Origin of the sequence: Finegoldia sp. BIOML-A2, assembly GCF_009678315.1 — a bacterium.
Taxonomy (GTDB): domain Bacteria; phylum Bacillota; class Clostridia; order Tissierellales; family Peptoniphilaceae; genus Finegoldia; species Finegoldia magna.
This window is the reverse complement of the sequence record NZ_WKZE01000002.1, coordinates 355,009-372,364: the sequence shown is the minus strand read 5'-3', so window position 1 is coordinate 372,364 and position 17,356 is coordinate 355,009. Positions and strand designations below refer to the sequence as shown.

Genomic DNA, 17,356 nt, shown 5'->3' with positions numbered 1-17,356 from the left:
TAAAATTTAATCATGAATTAAAAAGGAGTTAGTATGATTAATCGAGATGAAGTAGTAAAAATCTATGATTTGGCTAACCTAGAGTTAACTGAAAACGTGGATGATTTATATGAAAAATATAATACTGTATTGGATTTTGCAAGTATGATTATGGAATGTGATACTGAAGGAGTGGAATATATGGAATTCTTGCCACAATATCACAGTATACTTAGAGAAGATACACCAAAAGAATCAATTCCAAGAGAAGTTGCGTTAAAAAATGCAAAATCTCGTGAGTATGGTTATTTTAAATTGAAGAAAGTGGTGGAATAATGATAGAAAATCTTAGAAATAAATTTGTAGAAAACCCTGAAAGTTTAAAGGACTACTACAATGATTTGGACAAATTAATAGAATCAAAAAAAGATTTGAATGTGTTCATAACTTACGACAAATCATTCGTTGACCAACAAGTTGAAAAACTAATTGAAAAAGCAAAAAACAACGAAAAGTTGGGAAAAATGTTCGGTGTTGCAGTAAGCGTCAAGGACAATATCAATGTAAAAGATTTGAAGATGACTTGTGGATCAAAAATGTTAGAGGATTATGTTTCAATTTATGATGCCACTGTAATCAAAAAATTAAAAGAAGAAGACTGCGTTATAGTTGGAAAAGTTAATATGGATGAATTTGCTATGGGATCTTCTTCAGAAACAAGTTATTTTGGCCCTACAAAAAATCCTGTAGACACAAAATTAATCCCAGGAGGTTCTTCATCAGGATCAGCTGCTAGTATTAAAGCTGAAATGGCTGTTGTAAGTTTGGGAACTGACACAGGCGGATCTAGCAGACAACCAGCATCTTGTTGTAATGTCGTTGGATTTATGCCAACTTATGGTTCGATTTCTAGATTTGGAGTTCAATCAATGGCAAATACTTTGGATGAAGTTGGTATATTATCAAATTCTGTTGAAGATATAATGGATACTTACAATGTAATTGCAGGTCACGATGACAATGATATGACTACAATTCAATCTGAAGTAAATGTTCAAAAGAAAGTTTATGATTTTAAGGGCAAAAAAATCGCAGTTGTTGATTTGAAAAAATACAGCAATGATGAAACAGTTATCAAAGAATACCAAGAAATATTGGAGATTCTAAAAAATATGGGTGCCGATTTAGTAGAAATCGACTTTGAATATTTAAAATATGCAAATGCGTTATACAACGTAATAGTTACTAGTGAAGTGTCATCTAATATGTCAAGATTTGATGGAATTAGATATGGATATTTGACAGATGATTATGAAAATACAAGAGATTTGTTCGTTAAGATTAGAAGCGAAGGATTTGGCGAAGAAGTTAAGAGAAGAATTGCTATGGGAACTTTTTATCTAGCAAGTTCCAATGACCAAAAAGTTTACAAACAAGGTTTAAAAGTTAGAAATCTACTTTCACAAGAATTTAAAAATATTTTCAAAGATTTTGATTTCATTGCTACACCTACAATGACAAGCTTACCTTACGAATTAGACAGTAGAAAAGACGATCCATTGGCTGTATACGATTCAGGTATTTTCAATGTAATTGTAAACTTGAGTGGATTGTGTGCTATTTCAATTCCTTACAAATCAGGAATATCAACTAGTTTGCAACTAATTGCAAATAGTCACGACGAAGAAAATTTATTGAATGCAGCTTTAGCGTTTGAAAGGAGATAGCATGAACTTAAAAACACTTATAGGATTGGAAATTCACGTTGAATTATCAACAAAAACTAAAATGTTTTGTGGTTGTAAGAATGAATTCGGACAAGTTCCAAACACAAATGTATGTCCGATTTGTTTAGGTCATCCTGGAGCACTTCCTCACATGAACAAAGAAGCTTTAAGATACGCTATCATGGCAGGATTGGCTTTTGATTGTGACATTGCAAATGAATTTAAGATGGACAGAAAAAAATACTTCTACCCTGATTTAGTTAAAGGATATCAAATCACACAAGAAGACCAACCGCTTTGCACAAATGGATATATTGAATTAAAATCATCTACTAAAGGTAAAAAAGTTAGAATTAGAAGAATTCACATAGAAGAAGATACAGGTAAATCAATCCACAACGAAAGTGGAAACACTTTAATGGATTATAACAGAGCAGGAGTTCCTTTAATTGAAATAGTTAGTGAGCCAGATATGAGTACTCCTGATGAAGCCAGAGAATTTTTAGAAACTTTAAGAGAAAGAATTAAATATTTGAAAATATCAGATGTTAAGATGAGTGAAGGATCATTGAGATGCGATGTTAACATCAATGTTTACGATGAAGATTCTGATTTTAAAACTAAAATTTCTGAAATCAAAAACTTGAACTCATTCAAATCAGTTTCAAAAGCTTTGGTTTACGAACAAGAAAGACACATACAATTGGCTAAGGAAATTAAAAACGGAGAAAAAGAAACTAGAAGATGGGATGAGGACACTCAAACCACAATAGTAATGAGACACAAAGAAGAAGGAAATGATTACAGATTCTCAGTCGAAGGAGATATTCCTAAAACTTATGTGGAACAATCATATATCGAAGAAATCAAAAATAATTTGCCAGAACTCCCACAAATGCGTAAAGAAAGATTCATGAACGAATACAAGATAGATGAATACGACGCTGATATTTTAACTAGAAATGGTTACTTGGCTGACTACTACGAAAAAGTTGTAAAAATTTCTAATGATCCTGTTCAATCTTCAAATTGGTTATTGGGAGATGTTCTTCGTCAAGTAAACGAAAATGAAATTGACATTGAAGAAATGAATATGTCTGCTGAAAACTTAGCAAAATTGATTAAACTTTCTTCAGCTAAGAAAATAAATAATCAAACTGCAAAAAAAGTTTTGAGAGAAATGTTCAATGAAAACTTTGACCCAGAAGTTTATGTCAAAGAAAAAGGATTATTACAAGTTGATGACGATAATTTACTACAACAAATAGTGGATGAAGTGGTAGCAGAAAATCCAGAATCAATCGAAAGTATTAGAAATGGTAAAGATCGTGCTATAGGTTTCTTAGTTGGCCAATGTATGAAAAAATCAAAAGGCAAAGGAAATCCACAAAAGTTCAATGAATTAATCAAAGAGAAAATCTAATGAAGAAAATATATTTATCTACAGGAAATAAAGGAAAAGTTTCTGAAATAAAAGAAATACTTTCTGATTTAAACTATGATGTGTATTCCAAATCCGAATTGGGTATAAATGAAGATGCAGTGGAAGATGCAGAAACTTTGGAAGGCAATTCACTTATCAAAGCTAAATTTCTAAAAAAATACACAGATGATATTGTAATGAGCGATGACACTGGGCTTTTTGTAAATTCCTTAGGAGGAAGACCTGGAGTATACTCTGCGAGATTTGCAGGCGATGAATGCGACGATAGTAAAAATCGCCAAAAACTTTTATCTGAATTGAAAGAAAAAGAAGATAGAAGCGCTTATTTTGAAACTGTGATTACAATCATAGATTCAAATAATGAAATTCATCAAGCAAAAGGAAGAGTAGATGGCAAGATTTTATTAGAAGAGTGTGGAGAACATGGTTTCGGATATGATAGTATATTCATGCCAGATGGCTACGATAAAAGTTTTGCACAAATGGAAGATTGTGAGAAAAACAAGATTAGTCACAGAAAAAGAGCTTTGGAAAACGCCAAAATCATCTTGAAAGGTTTAAATGAAAGTAGCAATAATTAGTGATACACATAACAAAATCGCGAAAGTTTATGACTATTTATTTGATAAAGAAATTGACATCATCGTTCACTTAGGAGATGTGTGCGATGATGCAATTTTACTTGAAGATTTATTAAAAGTAGAAGTCATTTATGTAAAAGGAAATAACGATTTTTATGTTGCTGGTGGTGAATATGACAAGGTTATTAGAATTTCTGATAAAAATATTTTCATAACACACGGGCATAAGTACAATGTATCTTCAGGAGTGACAAGATTAGTCGAAAAGAGCAAATCTTTAAATTGCAAAATGTGTTTGTATGGACATACGCATAGGTATTTTAATGAAACAATTGATGGCGTTTGGGTTATCAATCCAGGATCTGTAACTTATCCAAGAGATGGTCAAGCTGGATTTTTAATATACGATACAAAAAAAGAACAAATAGAAAGGATACTTTTATGAACGTTTTAGACATTAAAGAACTTAGAGAAGATTTAGGTAAAAGAATTATCGATGGTGTAGAAAAATTAGGCAGAGAAGTTAAGGTTGCAACTGTAAGAGTTGGTGAAAATGCAGGAGACATTTCTTACGAAAAAGCTGTAAAAAATAACTGCGCTAAGTTGAACATAACTTGTGATCAAATAGTTTTAAAAGAAGGAGAAAATGAAAAATTAATCCAAACTATCAAAGAACTAAATGAAACACACGACGGTATATTGATGTTTAGACCATTAAAAGATAAAAAATTGGAAAAAGAAATTCAATATATAATCGCTCCAGAAAAAGATATCGATGCGATGGGAATGGTTAACTTAGGAAAAGTTTTGGCAGCAGAAGAAGATGCATATTATCCAGCTACAGCTAGAGCTGTTGTTGAAATAGTTAAATACTACAACTTTGACGTTAAAAACGTAGTAATCGTAAACAGATCATTAGTTTTAGGTAAACCACTTTTCAATATGCTTATAAAGGAAAACAAGACTGTTACAATGTGTCATTCTAGAACAGAAGATATAAAATCATTTACTAAAAACGCTGATTTGGTTGTAACTGCAGTTGGAAAAGCTAAAATGTTTGATGATTCTTACTTTACTGAAGATTCTTATGTAGTAGATGTTGGAGTTAGCTTGGATGAAAACGGAAAATTATCAGGCGATGTTAATCCAGAAGTTAAAGTAAAAGTATTGGCAAATAGCGTTGGAAAAATCACAACAAGAGTATTATTGTTGCAAATGGTTGAAGGCGCTTTAAATAGACAATAATTTTTATCCCAAAGACCTCTTTATCAATTAAGATAAAGAGGTTTTTGAATGCAATAAACTAAAAGTGTATAATAGATTAGGTGATAATTTTGAAAATAGGCGCAGTAATAATGGCAAGTGGTTTGTCCAAGAGAATGAAATCTGACAAATTAATGCTGAAATATAATGATAAATTTATTTTTGAATATATTATTGATTTGGTAGCAAAATCAAATTTTTGTGATAGAGTTGTAATTACGAATAATTCTACGATAAGAAAATATTGCAAAAAAATCGGAATCAAAACTATTAATAATCCTAATAATGAAATTGGACAAAGCGAATCAATCAAATTAGGAGTCAAATATTTCAAAGAAATGGATGGTATTTGTTTTCTAGTTTCTGATCAGCCATTATTAACAGAAATTTCAATAGAAAAATTAATTAATTCATTTGAGAAAGACAAGATTTGTCAATTGAAATTCAAAGACAAAATAGGTAACCCTGTAATTTTCTCCAATAAATTTTTCAATCAATTATTGTCACTGAAAAACGATGAAAAAGGTTCAATAGTTAAGAACAAGAATTTGAATGATGTAAAATATGTAGATGTAAATTATGAAAGAGAACTAATGGACATAGACACGAGTGAAGATTATGAAAGGATTTTAAATGCAGAAAATTTGTTTAGTTAGAGGCGCAGGCGATATAGCCACAGGTACAATTCAAAAACTTGTTCGCGCTGGGTTCAAATGTGTTGTTACTGAAGTTTCAAATCCAAGTAGTATAAGAAGAAAAGTGTCACTTTCTGAGGCAATTTATGAGAAAAAAACAGTTGTAGAAGATATAGAAGCTGTTTTGTGCGAAAATTTGGATGAAATTGGTCAATACTTAGGACGATACAATCCTGTGATAATAGTAGACCCAAAACTTACAATATTAAATAAGATGAAATTTGATGTAATTGTGGATGCTATATTAGCGAAGAAGAACACTGGATTAAAAAAAGAAATGGCTGATATTACGATAGGATTAGGCCCTGGTTTTGAAGCAGGTGTTGATTGCGATATTGTGATTGAAACTATGCGTGGTCATGATTTAGCAAGAATTATCGAACAAGGATTCGCAAAGAAAAACACAAGTATTCCAGGAATTATTGATGGATTTTCCAATGAAAGAGTTATATACTCTGATTTTGATGGTCAATTTACACATATTAAAAGTATTTCAGATATTGTTAATAAGGAAGAGATTATAGCAAAAGTCGGAGATAATTATATAAGAGCGACTTTAGATGGCGTTATACGCGGAATGATTAGAGATAATTTTGAGGTCAAAAAAGGACTTAAAATAATCGATATTGATCCGAGATATGAAGAAGTAGAAAATTGTTTTACAATTAGCGATAAAGCTAGAGCAATTGGTGGGGCGGTTTTGGAAGCGATTATGATGTTAGAAAACAGGAGAGAAAAGTATGCAAAATGATGTTTTGTTAGAAATGTATAAGTCTTTGGAAGATGGATATAAATGTATGATGGTAACATTGTTTAAAAATAGAGGATCAGTTCCTGGGAAACAAGGAAACATTATGGCTGTTCGTGAAGACGGAAAAACTTTTGGAACTGTAGGAGGTGGTGCTATCGAACACCAAGTAATCAAAGATTCTATTGAAAACTTAAAAAAAGATAGTGACTTCGAATTTGATTATGTTCTTAATGAGGGAGAAAAAGTTAGTATGAGTTGTGGAGGTAGGGCTAGTGGATTTGGTAAAGTGTTTTTTCCTAAACCAACTTTGATTATTTTTGGAGCTGGTCACTGTTCTCAAAAACTAGCCAGAATTGCAACTTTAACAAATTTTGAAGTTATAGTTGTTGATGATAGAGATGAGTTTATTTACAATGAAGATTTTTCTAATATAAAAAAATATATCAATAAAGAAATCGAAGATTCGATAGATGATTTGAGATTTACACCAGATACTTTTATTATATCTGCAACTAGAGACCATAAGCACGACGAAGAAGTTGCCTTTAATATTTTGAACAAACCCCATAAATACTTCGGAATGTTAGGCTCAAGGAAAAAAGCAGACACGTTAAAACGAAATTTGATAGAAAAAAATGTGGACAAGAGCTTAGTCGATAGTATTAATGTTCCAGTAGGGCTTGATATTGATGATGGATCTGTAGAAGAAATAGCTATTTCGATAATGTCTCAAATTTTAAAAGTTAAAAACGGAAAATAATTTAAACAAAGCATGACTTTGATGTAAGTCATGCTTTTGTTTAATTTATTTATTTTTATTTTGGCAATCTGGACAAATTCCTCTAAATTCAAGAGAATGTGAGTCAATTTTGAAACCGGTTTTGTTTTCCAAATCCGTCTCTATTTTTTCAACAGGGCAATGATCAATAGGAATGATTTTGCCGCAAGATTCACAAATTATGCTGTGTTTATGTTTTTTGCCTTTTAATCGGTAGTATGAAATACCATCAATTTCACATACAATTTCAACTATTCCTTTATTTTTTAATATTTTTAAATTTCTGTAAATTGTAGACAAATTGGATTCTTCTTTTTCCTTAAAAATCAAATACAAATCTTCTGCAGATATAGGCTGTTCTGTTTTGTTTAAAATCGATATAATAAGTTTCCTTGCTTTTGTGATTCTTAAACCATTGTTCAACAAGATTTCGTTTTTCATATTATCACCTATAATTATTATATCATTTTATTATGAAATGTTTATGAATATTTAAATTTTAAAATTGAAAAATGCTACAATTTGTCAACTTTTTCGTCATTAATATCTAAAATTTCACAGATTAGTGGTATAATATATAGTTAGTGAAATAAGGAGAGTTGTTTATGAACATTTTATTTTCACCACCTGATATTTCTGATAAAGAAATTGAAGAAGTGGTAGACGCATTAAAATCCGGTTGGATTACAACTGGACCAAAAACCAAACAATTAGAAAAAAACTTACAAGAATATACACAATCAAAAAAGACTTGTTGCTTTAATTCAGCAACTGCTGCATTGGAATGTGCGCTTAGGATTTTAGGCGTAAATGGTAAGAAGGATGAATGTATTACTTCGGCTTACACTTATACTGCAAGCTGTTCAGTTATAGATCATTTGGATGCTACAATTAAATTAGTAGACGTTCAAAAGGATTCCTACTTTATGGATTATGATAAATTATATGATTCCATAAATGAAAATACTAAGGCTATTATTCCAGTTGATATCGCAGGAGTTCCTGTTGATTACGATAAAATTTATGAAATAATTGAAGCTAAGAAATCAATATTCAGACCTTCAAATGAGATACAAGAATCTTTGGGAAGAGTTGCTTTGATTTCTGATAGCGCACATGCTTTAGGTTCAACATATAAAGGTAAAAAGATTGGATCATTCCAAGATATAGCTTCTTTCTCTTTCCATGCTGTTAAAAACTTTACTACAGCTGAAGGTGGAATGCTTGCTATAAACATTGGTGATGTAGATAAGATTTACAATGATTTACAATTATATTCCTTACATGGACAAAACAAAGATGCATTAGCCAAAACAAAATTAGGTGCATGGGAATACGACATTAAAGGCCTTTATTACAAATACAATATGCCGGATATATTAGCAGCAATTGGGCTTGCACAATTAGAAAGATACGACGATTTATTAGCTAGAAGAAAAGAAATAATCAAAATGTATAACGATGGTTTAGATAATACTTCAATTAGTTATTTGAATCATTTTGGTGAAGATTACACAAGTAACGGTCATTTGTATTTAACAAGAGTTGAAGGTATCGATGAACAAACTCGTAACGATATAATCGTGAAGATGGCAGAAAAAGGCATTGCTACTAATGTTCACTACAAACCAATTGCAATGATGACAGGATACAAAAATTTAGGATTTGACATTAAAGATTATCCTAATACTTTTGAACAATACAAAAACGAAATAACATTGCCGCTTCACACATTATTGTCAGATGATGAAGTAGCATATGTTATCGAAACTTACAAGGATATAGTTAGTGGTAAATAATATGAACAATCGAGTAGATGAAATCCTTAAAAATAGCAAATTTAATCTTTTCATCAAAAGATTATTTGATATTTTAGCATCTTTATTTGGAATTTTGGTTATGGCAATCCCAATGATTATAATTTCCGTTGCTATAAAATTAGATTCAAAAGGTCCTGTGTTTTTCAAGCAAAAAAGAGTTAAGAAAAATAATAAGGACTTTACAATTTTGAAATTTAGAACGATGGTTGTGGATGCTCCAAAATTGGGAATGGCAATAACAGTTGGAGACGATCCTAGAATAACGAAAGTGGGAAAGTTTTTGAGAAAAACTAAATTAGATGAGTTTCCACAATTGTTCAATGTATTGGTCGGAGATATGAGTTTTGTTGGTCCGAGACCTGAAGTTAGAAAGTACGTTGATATGTATTCTGATTCGGACAAAGATATTTTGAAAATTAGACCAGGAATTACGGATTTGGCAAGTATAAAATACAGAGATGAATCAGAAATTTTGGATAAATCTGACAATCCTGAAAAGACATATGTTGAAGAAATTATGCCTAATAAAATCGAACTAAACAAACAATACATTGAAAACATTAATTTATTAAATGATATTAAAATAATTCTTCAAACATTGAAGATTTTATAACTAATTAGTTATTTATATAGATAAAGAGAAATTAAATGGGGGATTTTAATGAATATACCATTGTTGAATTTGAAAAGACAATATAAACACATTGAAGAAGAAGTAAATACAAGTGTATTAGAGTGTTTCAAAAATGCACAATATATAATGGGTGAAAATGTTAAAGAATTTGAAAAAGAAATAGCTAATAAAATTGGCGTAAAACATGCAATTACAGTTGGAAATGGAACTGACGCGCTGATTATAGCATTGAAGTCTTTGGGAATCAAAGAAGGAGATGAAGTTATAACTACTGATTACACTTTCTTTGCAACTGCTGAAGCTATAAGATTTGTTGGAGCTACACCTGTATTTTGTGATGTTGAATTGGATACTTATAATATCGATCCTTCTCAAATAGAAGAAAAGATCACAGACAAAACAAAGGCAATTGTTTGTGTTCATTTATTTGGAAATGCATGTAAAATGGATGAAATAAATGATATTGCCAAAAGACATAATTTGTATGTTGTTGAAGATGCAGCACAAGCAATTAATTCACAATACAAGGGAAAAAATGTTGGTAATTTAGGAGATGTAGCTTGTTTCTCATTCTTCCCTACAAAAAACTTAGGATGTTTTGGTGATGGTGGAATGATCACAACTAATGATGATGATTTGGCAACCATTATAAGAGCTTTGAAGGTTCACGGTAGTGGCGAAAATGGAATGAAAGCTTATGCTATATTAAATGATGAAGAAGTTGAGGTTGTGGAACAAAATTCAGGAGACAACACTGTTTACAATCCATTGAAATACTACAACTATTTAATCGGTCACAATTCAAGATTAGACGAAATCCAGGCTGCTATTTTGAGAATTAAATTGAAACACTTAGATGAATATACAGAAAATAGAAGAAGTATTTCACACGGATACATCGAAGCTTTGAAGGATACTTCATTGTTAATGCCAACTGAAACTGAGGGCGGAAAGCACGTTTTCCACTTATTTATTTTACAATCTGAAAACAGAGAGGAAATAGAATCAAAATTAAAAGAAAAAGGCATTGCTACTGGAACTTATTACAAAGTCCCAATGCATTTACAAAAAGCTTTTAATGATTTAGGATATAAAAAGGGAGATTTTCCTAATGCGGAATATCTTTCAGAAAGAACTTTTGCAATTCCATTGTTCCCAGAAATGAACGATGAAGAAAGAGAATATATTATTAATTCTATAAAGGAGATAGTATAATGGACTTTTTTGCTCATGAGTCTTGCTATATAGATGAAGAGACAAAGATTGGTAAAGGTACTAAAATTTGGCATTTTAGTCATGTGATGTCAGGTAGCACTATTGGAGAAAATTGTAATATTGGTCAAAATGTTGTTATTTCTCCAGATGTTACACTTGGTAATAATTGTAAAGTTCAAAATAATGTTAGTGTGTATACTGGTGTTGTTTGTGAAGATGGTGTGTTCTTAGGACCTTCTTGTGTGTTTACAAATGTTATTAATCCAAGGGCTTTTATTGAGAAAAAAGATGAATATCGAAAAACAACTATTAAAGAAGGCGCGTCTATTGGCGCCAATGCGACTATTGTTTGTGGAAACACAATTGGCAAATATGCTATAATTGGAGCAGGAGCAGTTGTTACAAAAGATGTCGGGGATTACGAAATTGTAGTAGGAAATCCAGCAAGACATCATGGATATGCATGTTCATGTGGAGAAAACCTAAAAAGAGTTTCCCTCACAGATTATATATGTGAAAATTGTGACAAGAAATATTTATTAAATGATTATAAATTGAGTGAGGTATCAAATGAATAATTTAAAAGAAGAATTATTGGGCAAAATCGAAGATAAATCTCTAGTAGTAGGGGTTGTTGGATTAGGTTATGTAGGATTGCCATTAGCAGTTGAAAAGGCAAAAGCAGGTTATACTGTTATTGGATTTGATGTACAACCTGAAAAAGTTCAAATGGTTAACGATGGAGTTAATTATATTGGTGATGTTGTTGATTCAGAATTAAAAGCTATTGTTGAATCTGGAAAATTAAGAGCTACAAGTGATTTTGAATCAGTTGCAAGTTGTGATTTCATAGCTATTGCTGTTCCAACACCATTGGATATTTACCAACAACCAGACATTTCTTACGTTGAGAAATCAACTACAGATGTTTCTAAACATTTGAAAAAAGGATCTATAGTTGTCTTAGAATCCACTACTTATCCAGGAACTACTGAAGAATTAATGAGACCTATATTGGAAAATGGTTCAGGCTTGAAATGTGAAGAAGATTTTTACTTAGCATTCTCTCCTGAAAGAGTAGATCCAGGTAACAAACAATACAAAACTAAGAATACTCCAAAAGTTGTTGGAGGAATTGGGTCAGAATCTACAGAAGTTGCAGCAGCATTGTACAGAAATGTACTTGAAGGAGAAGTTATGACTGTATCTTCACCAAGAGTTGCTGAAATGGAAAAAATTCTTGAAAACACATATAGAAATGTAAATATAGGATTGGTAAATGAATTTGCTAAACTAGCTAATAAAATGGATATCAATATGTGGGAAGTAGTAGACGCTGCTAAGACAAAACCTTATGGATATCAAGCATTTTATCCAGGTCCTGGTGTAGGTGGACACTGTATACCATTAGATCCATTCTATTTGACTTGGAAAGCTAGAGAATACGATGTACACATGCCAATCATAGAAGCAAGTGGTACTGTAAATGATAGTATGCCTGAATGGGTTGTAGATAGATCAATGAAGATTTTATCTAGAAAATTTAAAAAACCTTTAAATGGTTCAAAAGTTTTAATTCTAGGTATTGCTTACAAAAAAGACATCGACGATTTAAGAGATTCTCCAGCATTTGTTGTAATGGATAAATTTAGAGAAGAAGGAGCTATTATCGATTACTATGATGGATTCAATCCTTCATATTTCAATCCAGATGGATCTAAGACTTACTCATTAAAAGAAATTAATCCAGAAGTAGTTAAAGGTTATGATTTAGTTGTTATAACTGCAGATCACACAAATGTTGATTATCAAATGGTTGTAGACAATGCACCATTTGTATTTGATACAAAATACGCTACAAGAAACGTAGAAAACAATAAAGATAAAATAGAATTATTATAAGAGGTAATATGCAAAAAATTAAATGCGCAATCATTGGCTGTGGTAGAATTTCTTATAAACACGTAGAGGGAATTGCAAACAATGATTCAGAAATGGAATTAGTTGCAGTATGCGATATTATTGAAGAAAGAGCCATCGAAAAAAGAGATGAATATTTGGAAAGATTTTCTGACAGAGATGTAAAAGTATACACTGATTACAAAAAAATGTTAGAAGAAGTCGACATCGATATGTGCTCTATTTCAACAGAAAGTGGTTACCACGGTGAGATAGCTCTTTACTGTTTAGAACAATCAAAACACGTATTGATTGAAAAACCAATGGCTATGAGTTTAGAAGAAATAGATAAAATTAATAAGTTAGCTGATGAAAAAGGATTAAAAGTTGGAGTGTGTCACCAAAATAGATTTAATCCTCCAATTCAAAAATTGAAAAAGACAATTGACGCTAATAAATTTGGAAAGATGACAAACATCACAGCAAGGGTTTTATGGAACAGAAATCAAAACTACTATAACTTAGCTCCATGGAGAGGAACAAAGGCATTAGATGGTGGTACATTGATGAACCAATGTATACATGCACTAGACTTGTTGTTATGGATGATGGACGATGAATTAGTAAGCGTAAAAGCTGAAACTGAAACTTTCCTAAGAGACATAGAAATGGAAGATTACGGCGTAATTTTGATGAGATTTAAGAGCGGTAGAATTGGACTATTGGAAGGTAGTGCCGATGTTTATCCTAAAAATCTTGAAGAAACTATTTCTGTATTTGGATCAACAGGAACTGCCGTTATCGGTGGGTTAGCTGTTAACGAAATAAAAACTTGGGTATTTGAAGATGAGTCTGAAACCGGAGAATTGGAAGATGATAAATCTATCGATAATGTGTACGGAAACGGACACACTCCATTGTACAAAGATTTTATTCACGCAATAAATACAGATACTCAGCCGCTAATCAATGGTCACGAAGGAAGAAAGCCAGTTGAAGTATTAATGAAGGCTTATGGCTGGATCGACTAATAAAATATTTTGAAAACAAACAAGCTCTTGATTTTTATCAAGAGCTTGTTTCAATTTAATTAGTATTTGTAGAATCCTTCTTTTGTTCCTCTACCTAATTTGTTTTCATCTATATATTTCTTTAACATTTGTGCAATCTGATATGTTACAGAATTTTCATCATTTACATCTGGTTTATTTAAAGTGATATTATAAGCAGTTTTAAGACCGACTACATCTAGTATTTGGAAAGGTCCAAATGGAGCACCTGTTCCGTATCTCCATGCGTTATCGATATCTTCAATGTCAGCTATGTCCAAAGCCTTTAGAGTCATTGCTGCATCTAATAGTGGAACTAATAATGAATTTAGTAGATATCCTGGTTGTTCTTTCTTTAATTTTAATGGAATCATTCCTATATCTTTTGCGAAGTTAACTACTTCATCGTATACTTCATGGGAAGTTTCGCTGTGTCCCATAATTTCTGCTGTATTATTGTTCCAAATTTCATTTGCAAAGTGAAGAGCAAGATATTTTTCTGGATGAGGAAGTAAATCCTTAAACGAACTTGGTAATAATGTTGATGAATTTGTTGCAACTATAGTATTATCATTTAATACTTTTGCCAAATTCTTATAGAAATCAGATTTTTGTTCTGGATTCTCAGAAACAGCTTCAATCAATAAATCACAATTTTCAACTGATTTTTCTAAGTCTGTTAAAAGGTGAATTCTATTGAATCCTTCTTCTACATCTTTTTTTAAATTTTCAATATCATCAAGTGTCAATTGATCTGAAGAAATACCTCTAGGTATAATTACTGAGTTAACAGTGTTTTCATCAGATAATCCAACCTTAATTCTATCTAGTATACTTAGATATGTTTCTTTTAATGCATCAAAACGTGGCTTAGCTCTATCTACAGAACCTTCACTTCTTAACCACACGTTGACATCAAAGCCTTTAAATGCAGTTTGAAATGCTATTTGAGATCCTAAAACTCCTCCACCAGCAACTGTTACATTTTTAATTTTCATAAATTTGCCTCCTTTAAATTAACCTATATTGTAAGTTTATTCAATATTTATATACCCATTAAATAATTTTACAAATCTTAATTGAACAAATTGTCTAATTTTTCGGTTTTTGTAAAATTTTAGAATGTTTAGAAATTAATAATAAGGGTATAATTAAAGTGAGGCGCTAGAAGTTAAAATAATTACTGAAGATTAAATTTTTATAATTTAACAAGTTGTTGTTTAGGATTTATTCAAAAGTGGTATATATATTAGGTAACAAATATATCAATAATTTACAAGGAGGTTTTATGAGTGGATTTAAAAAATTTGTTCATATATTGTTTTCAATATTACTAATTTTGTTTTCTTTAGTAATGTTTTTCACAGTATTCAATTTTGGACAAGTTAGTTATAATCTCAGAGAGCTCATGATGAATGAGGTATGCTTTTATATATTAGCAGTTATAGGAGCCTTAATTTTATTAGGGGCACTTATAATAATGTTTAAAGCAATACTCTCTGATAGTTTAAGTGATTTCTTGATCTCAAAAGACAAGGATGGAGAAGTTATGATATCTACAGATGCACTTGAAAATACTGTAAAAAGTACTGTAAATAAATTTAATGATGTCAGAACTTCTAATGTTAATGTAAGAGTCCACAATTCAAATGAACCATATATGAATTGTGATGTAGAGGTTGGAGTAAGAGATATGTCAAATGTAGGAGGTCTTGGTGAAAATATCAAAAATGATATCAAGGCTAATCTGGAAACTTTAACTGGTTACAAAGTTAAAGATATTACTGTAAAATTCTTGGATTTGGCAAAATCTACTAGCAAAAGAGTAGTGTAGGGGGTAAGAATGAACAATAATAAAATGTTGGATAATTTTCAATCCCCAGATGAACAAAGAAAAATAATTTTTGTAAAAGAAGATTCAAAAGATAAATTTGACGAAAGGTTAATAAAAAATTTATCAGGGTTAAGAAAACCAACTAAGTATGGAATTTTAGGTGTAATAATTGCACTTTCATTTTTAAAGCTTGGTTTTTGGGCAACAATCTTAATACTATTGCTTTTTGGTATAGGTTATGGTTATGGATTGTATAAAGAAGGTAATCCTAAATTTATCAGATTTTTGATGAATTTATTTAGGAAATAATATAGTATAAAAGGAGATTAGAATGATGGAAGAAAAAAAATACAATGAAGTAAACAAAGTAAATGAAGAAAAAGCTGAAAAAGAAAAGGAACAAAAACACGAATCAAAACTAACTTTTGATAACTCTGTAGTTCAAAAAATTGCTGCAATAGCAGTTAGAGAAATTCCTGGTGTTTTAGATATGGAAGGTGGATTCTTCTCAGGAATTCAAGAAACTTTCGGTGGATATAATGCAACTAAAGGTATTGATGCTGAAGTTGGCGAAAAAGAAGCTGCAATTGATGTATCAGTAATATTAGAATATGGAGTATCAGCTGTAAAAGTATTCCAACAACTACAAGAAGTTGTAAAACAAAGTGTAAAGAAGATGACTGGATTAGATGTTGTAGAAGTTAACTGCAAAGTAGTTGATGTTATGACAAGAAAAGAATTCAACTTGAAAAACAAAAAAGAAGAAGAAAATAAAAGTGGATTAAAATAAACTAAATTAAAAAGGGAAGGCATGATGCCTTCCTTATTTTAATGTTACAACAGCTCCGTAGATATGGGGACCTGTATGTATAACAAAAAGACTAGAAATAGGTCTCTTATAAATTTTAACATTAGGATAATAATCTTGTATTACTTTTTCTAATTCATCTGCATTTTCTTGTAGGTTTGAATGCATTATATAGATATTGTCTATTTGATCGTTAGCTGCGAAGTCAATTATATAATTAAGGATTTGTTGGTTGACTTTTTTTCTGCCTCTTACTGCATCTATAACTTCCAAATTTCCAGTTTTTTTGATGCAAGTTATAATAGGTTTTATGTTTAATAGATTTCCAACGACTTTACTTGATCGTTTAATACGACCACTTGTGTGAAGATAATCCAATTTGTCTACAGTAAAAAAGAAATCTTCTTTTGTTTTTAGCTTTTCTAATTCTTTTACTATTTCTTCGAAACTTATGCCATTTTCTTTCATTTTTACAGCTTTTTCAATTAGAAAACCCATTCCCATTGAACATGATCTGCAGTCTATCAAATGATATGTAATTTTATCAGAGTATAAGTTTAATATTTGTTGAAATAGATTATAAGTCCCGCTAATTCCGCAGCTCATGCATGTAGCTATTATATGTGTGTATCCTTCTGATATGATGTATTCTATTTTGTCAATCAAATCACTTGTTAAGGGAAGCGAACTACTAATAGTGTTACTATTAATGTCGTTTATAACGTCGTCAATATTTTTTTCATATTTATCTTTATACGTAACTTCCGAATTGTAAATGATTTGAAGAGGGACTTCTACAATATTGTATTCTTTAATAATTGATGGATCTACATCAGATGTAGTATCAGATAGAATAGCAATTTTTTGCATTTTTTATTC

The 17,356-nt window shown here is 30.8% G+C and carries 21 protein-coding genes; 18 read left to right on the top strand and 3 right to left on the bottom strand.

The window, feature by feature from the left end; genetic code table 11:
• Positions 1-33: 33 nt before the first annotated feature.
• The 9 genes from gatC to GKF99_RS03860 all read left to right on the top strand — a co-directional run bounded on the left by gatC (position 34) and on the right by GKF99_RS03860 (position 7,200).
• Entirely contained in the window at positions 34-315 is a 282-nt protein-coding gene (gene gatC, locus GKF99_RS03900; RefSeq protein ID WP_002836168.1) for an Asp-tRNA(Asn)/Glu-tRNA(Gln) amidotransferase subunit GatC, read from the top strand.
• Entirely contained in the window at positions 315-1,706 is a 1,392-nt protein-coding gene (gene gatA / locus GKF99_RS03895) for an Asp-tRNA(Asn)/Glu-tRNA(Gln) amidotransferase subunit GatA (RefSeq protein WP_154272696.1), read from the top strand. The genes gatC and gatA overlap by 1 nt, the downstream gene beginning before the upstream one ends.
• Position 1,707: 1 nt before the next feature.
• On the top strand, positions 1,708-3,129 hold the full coding sequence (gene gatB, locus GKF99_RS03890) for an Asp-tRNA(Asn)/Glu-tRNA(Gln) amidotransferase subunit GatB (RefSeq protein WP_154272695.1): 1,422 nt from the start codon (positions 1,708-1,710) through the stop codon (positions 3,127-3,129).
• Positions 3,129-3,731 (top strand): RdgB/HAM1 family non-canonical purine NTP pyrophosphatase, encoded by a 603-nt coding sequence (rdgB, locus tag GKF99_RS03885; RefSeq protein WP_094206990.1) that lies wholly within the window; start codon positions 3,129-3,131, stop codon positions 3,729-3,731. The genes gatB and rdgB overlap by 1 nt, the downstream gene beginning before the upstream one ends.
• Positions 3,712-4,176, top strand: a complete 465-nt coding sequence (locus GKF99_RS03880; RefSeq protein WP_094205505.1) for a metallophosphoesterase — start codon at positions 3,712-3,714, stop codon at positions 4,174-4,176. The genes rdgB and GKF99_RS03880 overlap by 20 nt, the downstream gene beginning before the upstream one ends.
• A complete protein-coding gene (locus GKF99_RS03875; protein ID WP_154272694.1) occupies positions 4,173-4,976 on the top strand; it encodes a bifunctional 5,10-methylenetetrahydrofolate dehydrogenase/5,10-methenyltetrahydrofolate cyclohydrolase in 804 nt (267 codons plus the stop codon). The genes GKF99_RS03880 and GKF99_RS03875 overlap by 4 nt, the downstream gene beginning before the upstream one ends.
• Before the next feature lie 80 nt (positions 4,977-5,056).
• A complete protein-coding gene (locus tag GKF99_RS03870; protein WP_316094168.1) occupies positions 5,057-5,650 on the top strand; it encodes an NTP transferase domain-containing protein in 594 nt (197 codons plus the stop codon).
• Positions 5,628-6,440 (top strand): selenium-dependent molybdenum cofactor biosynthesis protein YqeB, encoded by an 813-nt coding sequence (gene yqeB, locus GKF99_RS03865; RefSeq protein ID WP_154272692.1) that lies wholly within the window; start codon positions 5,628-5,630, stop codon positions 6,438-6,440. Before GKF99_RS03870 ends, yqeB begins: the two co-directional genes overlap by 23 nt.
• Positions 6,430-7,200, top strand: coding sequence for an XdhC/CoxI family protein (locus tag GKF99_RS03860; protein ID WP_094224558.1), 771 nt, complete (start codon positions 6,430-6,432; stop codon positions 7,198-7,200). Before yqeB ends, GKF99_RS03860 begins: the two co-directional genes overlap by 11 nt.
• 45 nt (positions 7,201-7,245) lie before the next feature.
• Here GKF99_RS03860 and GKF99_RS03855 read toward each other — a convergent pair whose 3' ends face one another.
• Positions 7,246-7,659 carry a Fur family transcriptional regulator gene (locus tag GKF99_RS03855; protein WP_154272691.1) on the bottom strand — a complete coding sequence of 138 codons (414 nt, stop codon included), beginning with the start codon at positions 7,657-7,659 and terminating at the stop codon, positions 7,246-7,248.
• 164 nt (positions 7,660-7,823) lie between these two features.
• On the opposite strand from GKF99_RS03855, the gene GKF99_RS03850 reads away from it, so the two are divergent.
• From GKF99_RS03850 to GKF99_RS03825, 6 genes are read left to right on the top strand one after another with little or no spacing between them, the layout of a single operon-like run.
• Positions 7,824-9,017: a DegT/DnrJ/EryC1/StrS family aminotransferase gene (locus tag GKF99_RS03850; protein ID WP_154272690.1), complete on the top strand. Its 1,194-nt coding sequence runs from the start codon at positions 7,824-7,826 to the stop codon at positions 9,015-9,017.
• A gap of 1 nt (position 9,018) precedes the next feature.
• Positions 9,019-9,651, top strand: a complete 633-nt coding sequence (locus tag GKF99_RS03845) for a sugar transferase (RefSeq protein WP_154272689.1) — start codon at positions 9,019-9,021, stop codon at positions 9,649-9,651.
• Between the two features lie 48 nt (positions 9,652-9,699).
• Positions 9,700-10,887, top strand: coding sequence for a DegT/DnrJ/EryC1/StrS family aminotransferase (locus tag GKF99_RS03840; RefSeq protein WP_154272688.1), 1,188 nt, complete (start codon positions 9,700-9,702; stop codon positions 10,885-10,887).
• Positions 10,887-11,465 carry an acyltransferase gene (locus GKF99_RS03835; protein WP_154271195.1) on the top strand — a complete coding sequence of 193 codons (579 nt, stop codon included), beginning with the start codon at positions 10,887-10,889 and terminating at the stop codon, positions 11,463-11,465. The genes GKF99_RS03840 and GKF99_RS03835 overlap by 1 nt, the downstream gene beginning before the upstream one ends.
• Positions 11,458-12,789: a nucleotide sugar dehydrogenase gene (locus GKF99_RS03830; RefSeq protein ID WP_154271194.1), complete on the top strand. Its 1,332-nt coding sequence runs from the start codon at positions 11,458-11,460 to the stop codon at positions 12,787-12,789. The genes GKF99_RS03835 and GKF99_RS03830 overlap by 8 nt, the downstream gene beginning before the upstream one ends.
• Positions 12,790-12,797: 8 nt before the next feature.
• The gene (locus tag GKF99_RS03825) at positions 12,798-13,817 is read left to right on the top strand and encodes a Gfo/Idh/MocA family oxidoreductase (protein ID WP_094205516.1); all 1,020 of its coding nucleotides are present in this window, start codon (positions 12,798-12,800) and stop codon (positions 13,815-13,817) included.
• A 59-nt stretch (positions 13,818-13,876) separates the two neighbouring features.
• Here GKF99_RS03825 and GKF99_RS03820 read toward each other — a convergent pair whose 3' ends face one another.
• Entirely contained in the window at positions 13,877-14,833 is a 957-nt protein-coding gene (locus GKF99_RS03820; protein ID WP_094206998.1) for a 3-hydroxyacyl-CoA dehydrogenase, read from the bottom strand.
• A 290-nt stretch (positions 14,834-15,123) separates the two neighbouring features.
• Here GKF99_RS03820 and amaP point away from each other — a divergent pair, with 290 nt between their 5' ends.
• From amaP to GKF99_RS03805, 3 genes are read left to right on the top strand one after another with little or no spacing between them, the layout of a single operon-like run.
• Entirely contained in the window at positions 15,124-15,669 is a 546-nt protein-coding gene (gene amaP, locus GKF99_RS03815) for an alkaline shock response membrane anchor protein AmaP (protein ID WP_094206999.1), read from the top strand.
• A gap of 9 nt (positions 15,670-15,678) precedes the next feature.
• Positions 15,679-15,978 carry a DUF2273 domain-containing protein gene (locus GKF99_RS03810; protein ID WP_094207000.1) on the top strand — a complete coding sequence of 100 codons (300 nt, stop codon included), beginning with the start codon at positions 15,679-15,681 and terminating at the stop codon, positions 15,976-15,978.
• Positions 15,979-16,000: 22 nt separating this feature from the next.
• Entirely contained in the window at positions 16,001-16,459 is a 459-nt protein-coding gene (locus tag GKF99_RS03805) for an Asp23/Gls24 family envelope stress response protein (RefSeq protein ID WP_227905412.1), read from the top strand.
• 33 nt (positions 16,460-16,492) lie between these two features.
• On the opposite strand, the gene GKF99_RS03800 is transcribed toward GKF99_RS03805, so the two are convergent.
• Complete coding sequence (locus GKF99_RS03800; RefSeq protein WP_094207002.1) at positions 16,493-17,347, bottom strand: DegV family protein; 855 nt, start codon at positions 17,345-17,347, stop codon at positions 16,493-16,495.
• Positions 17,348-17,356: the final 9 nt, after the last annotated feature.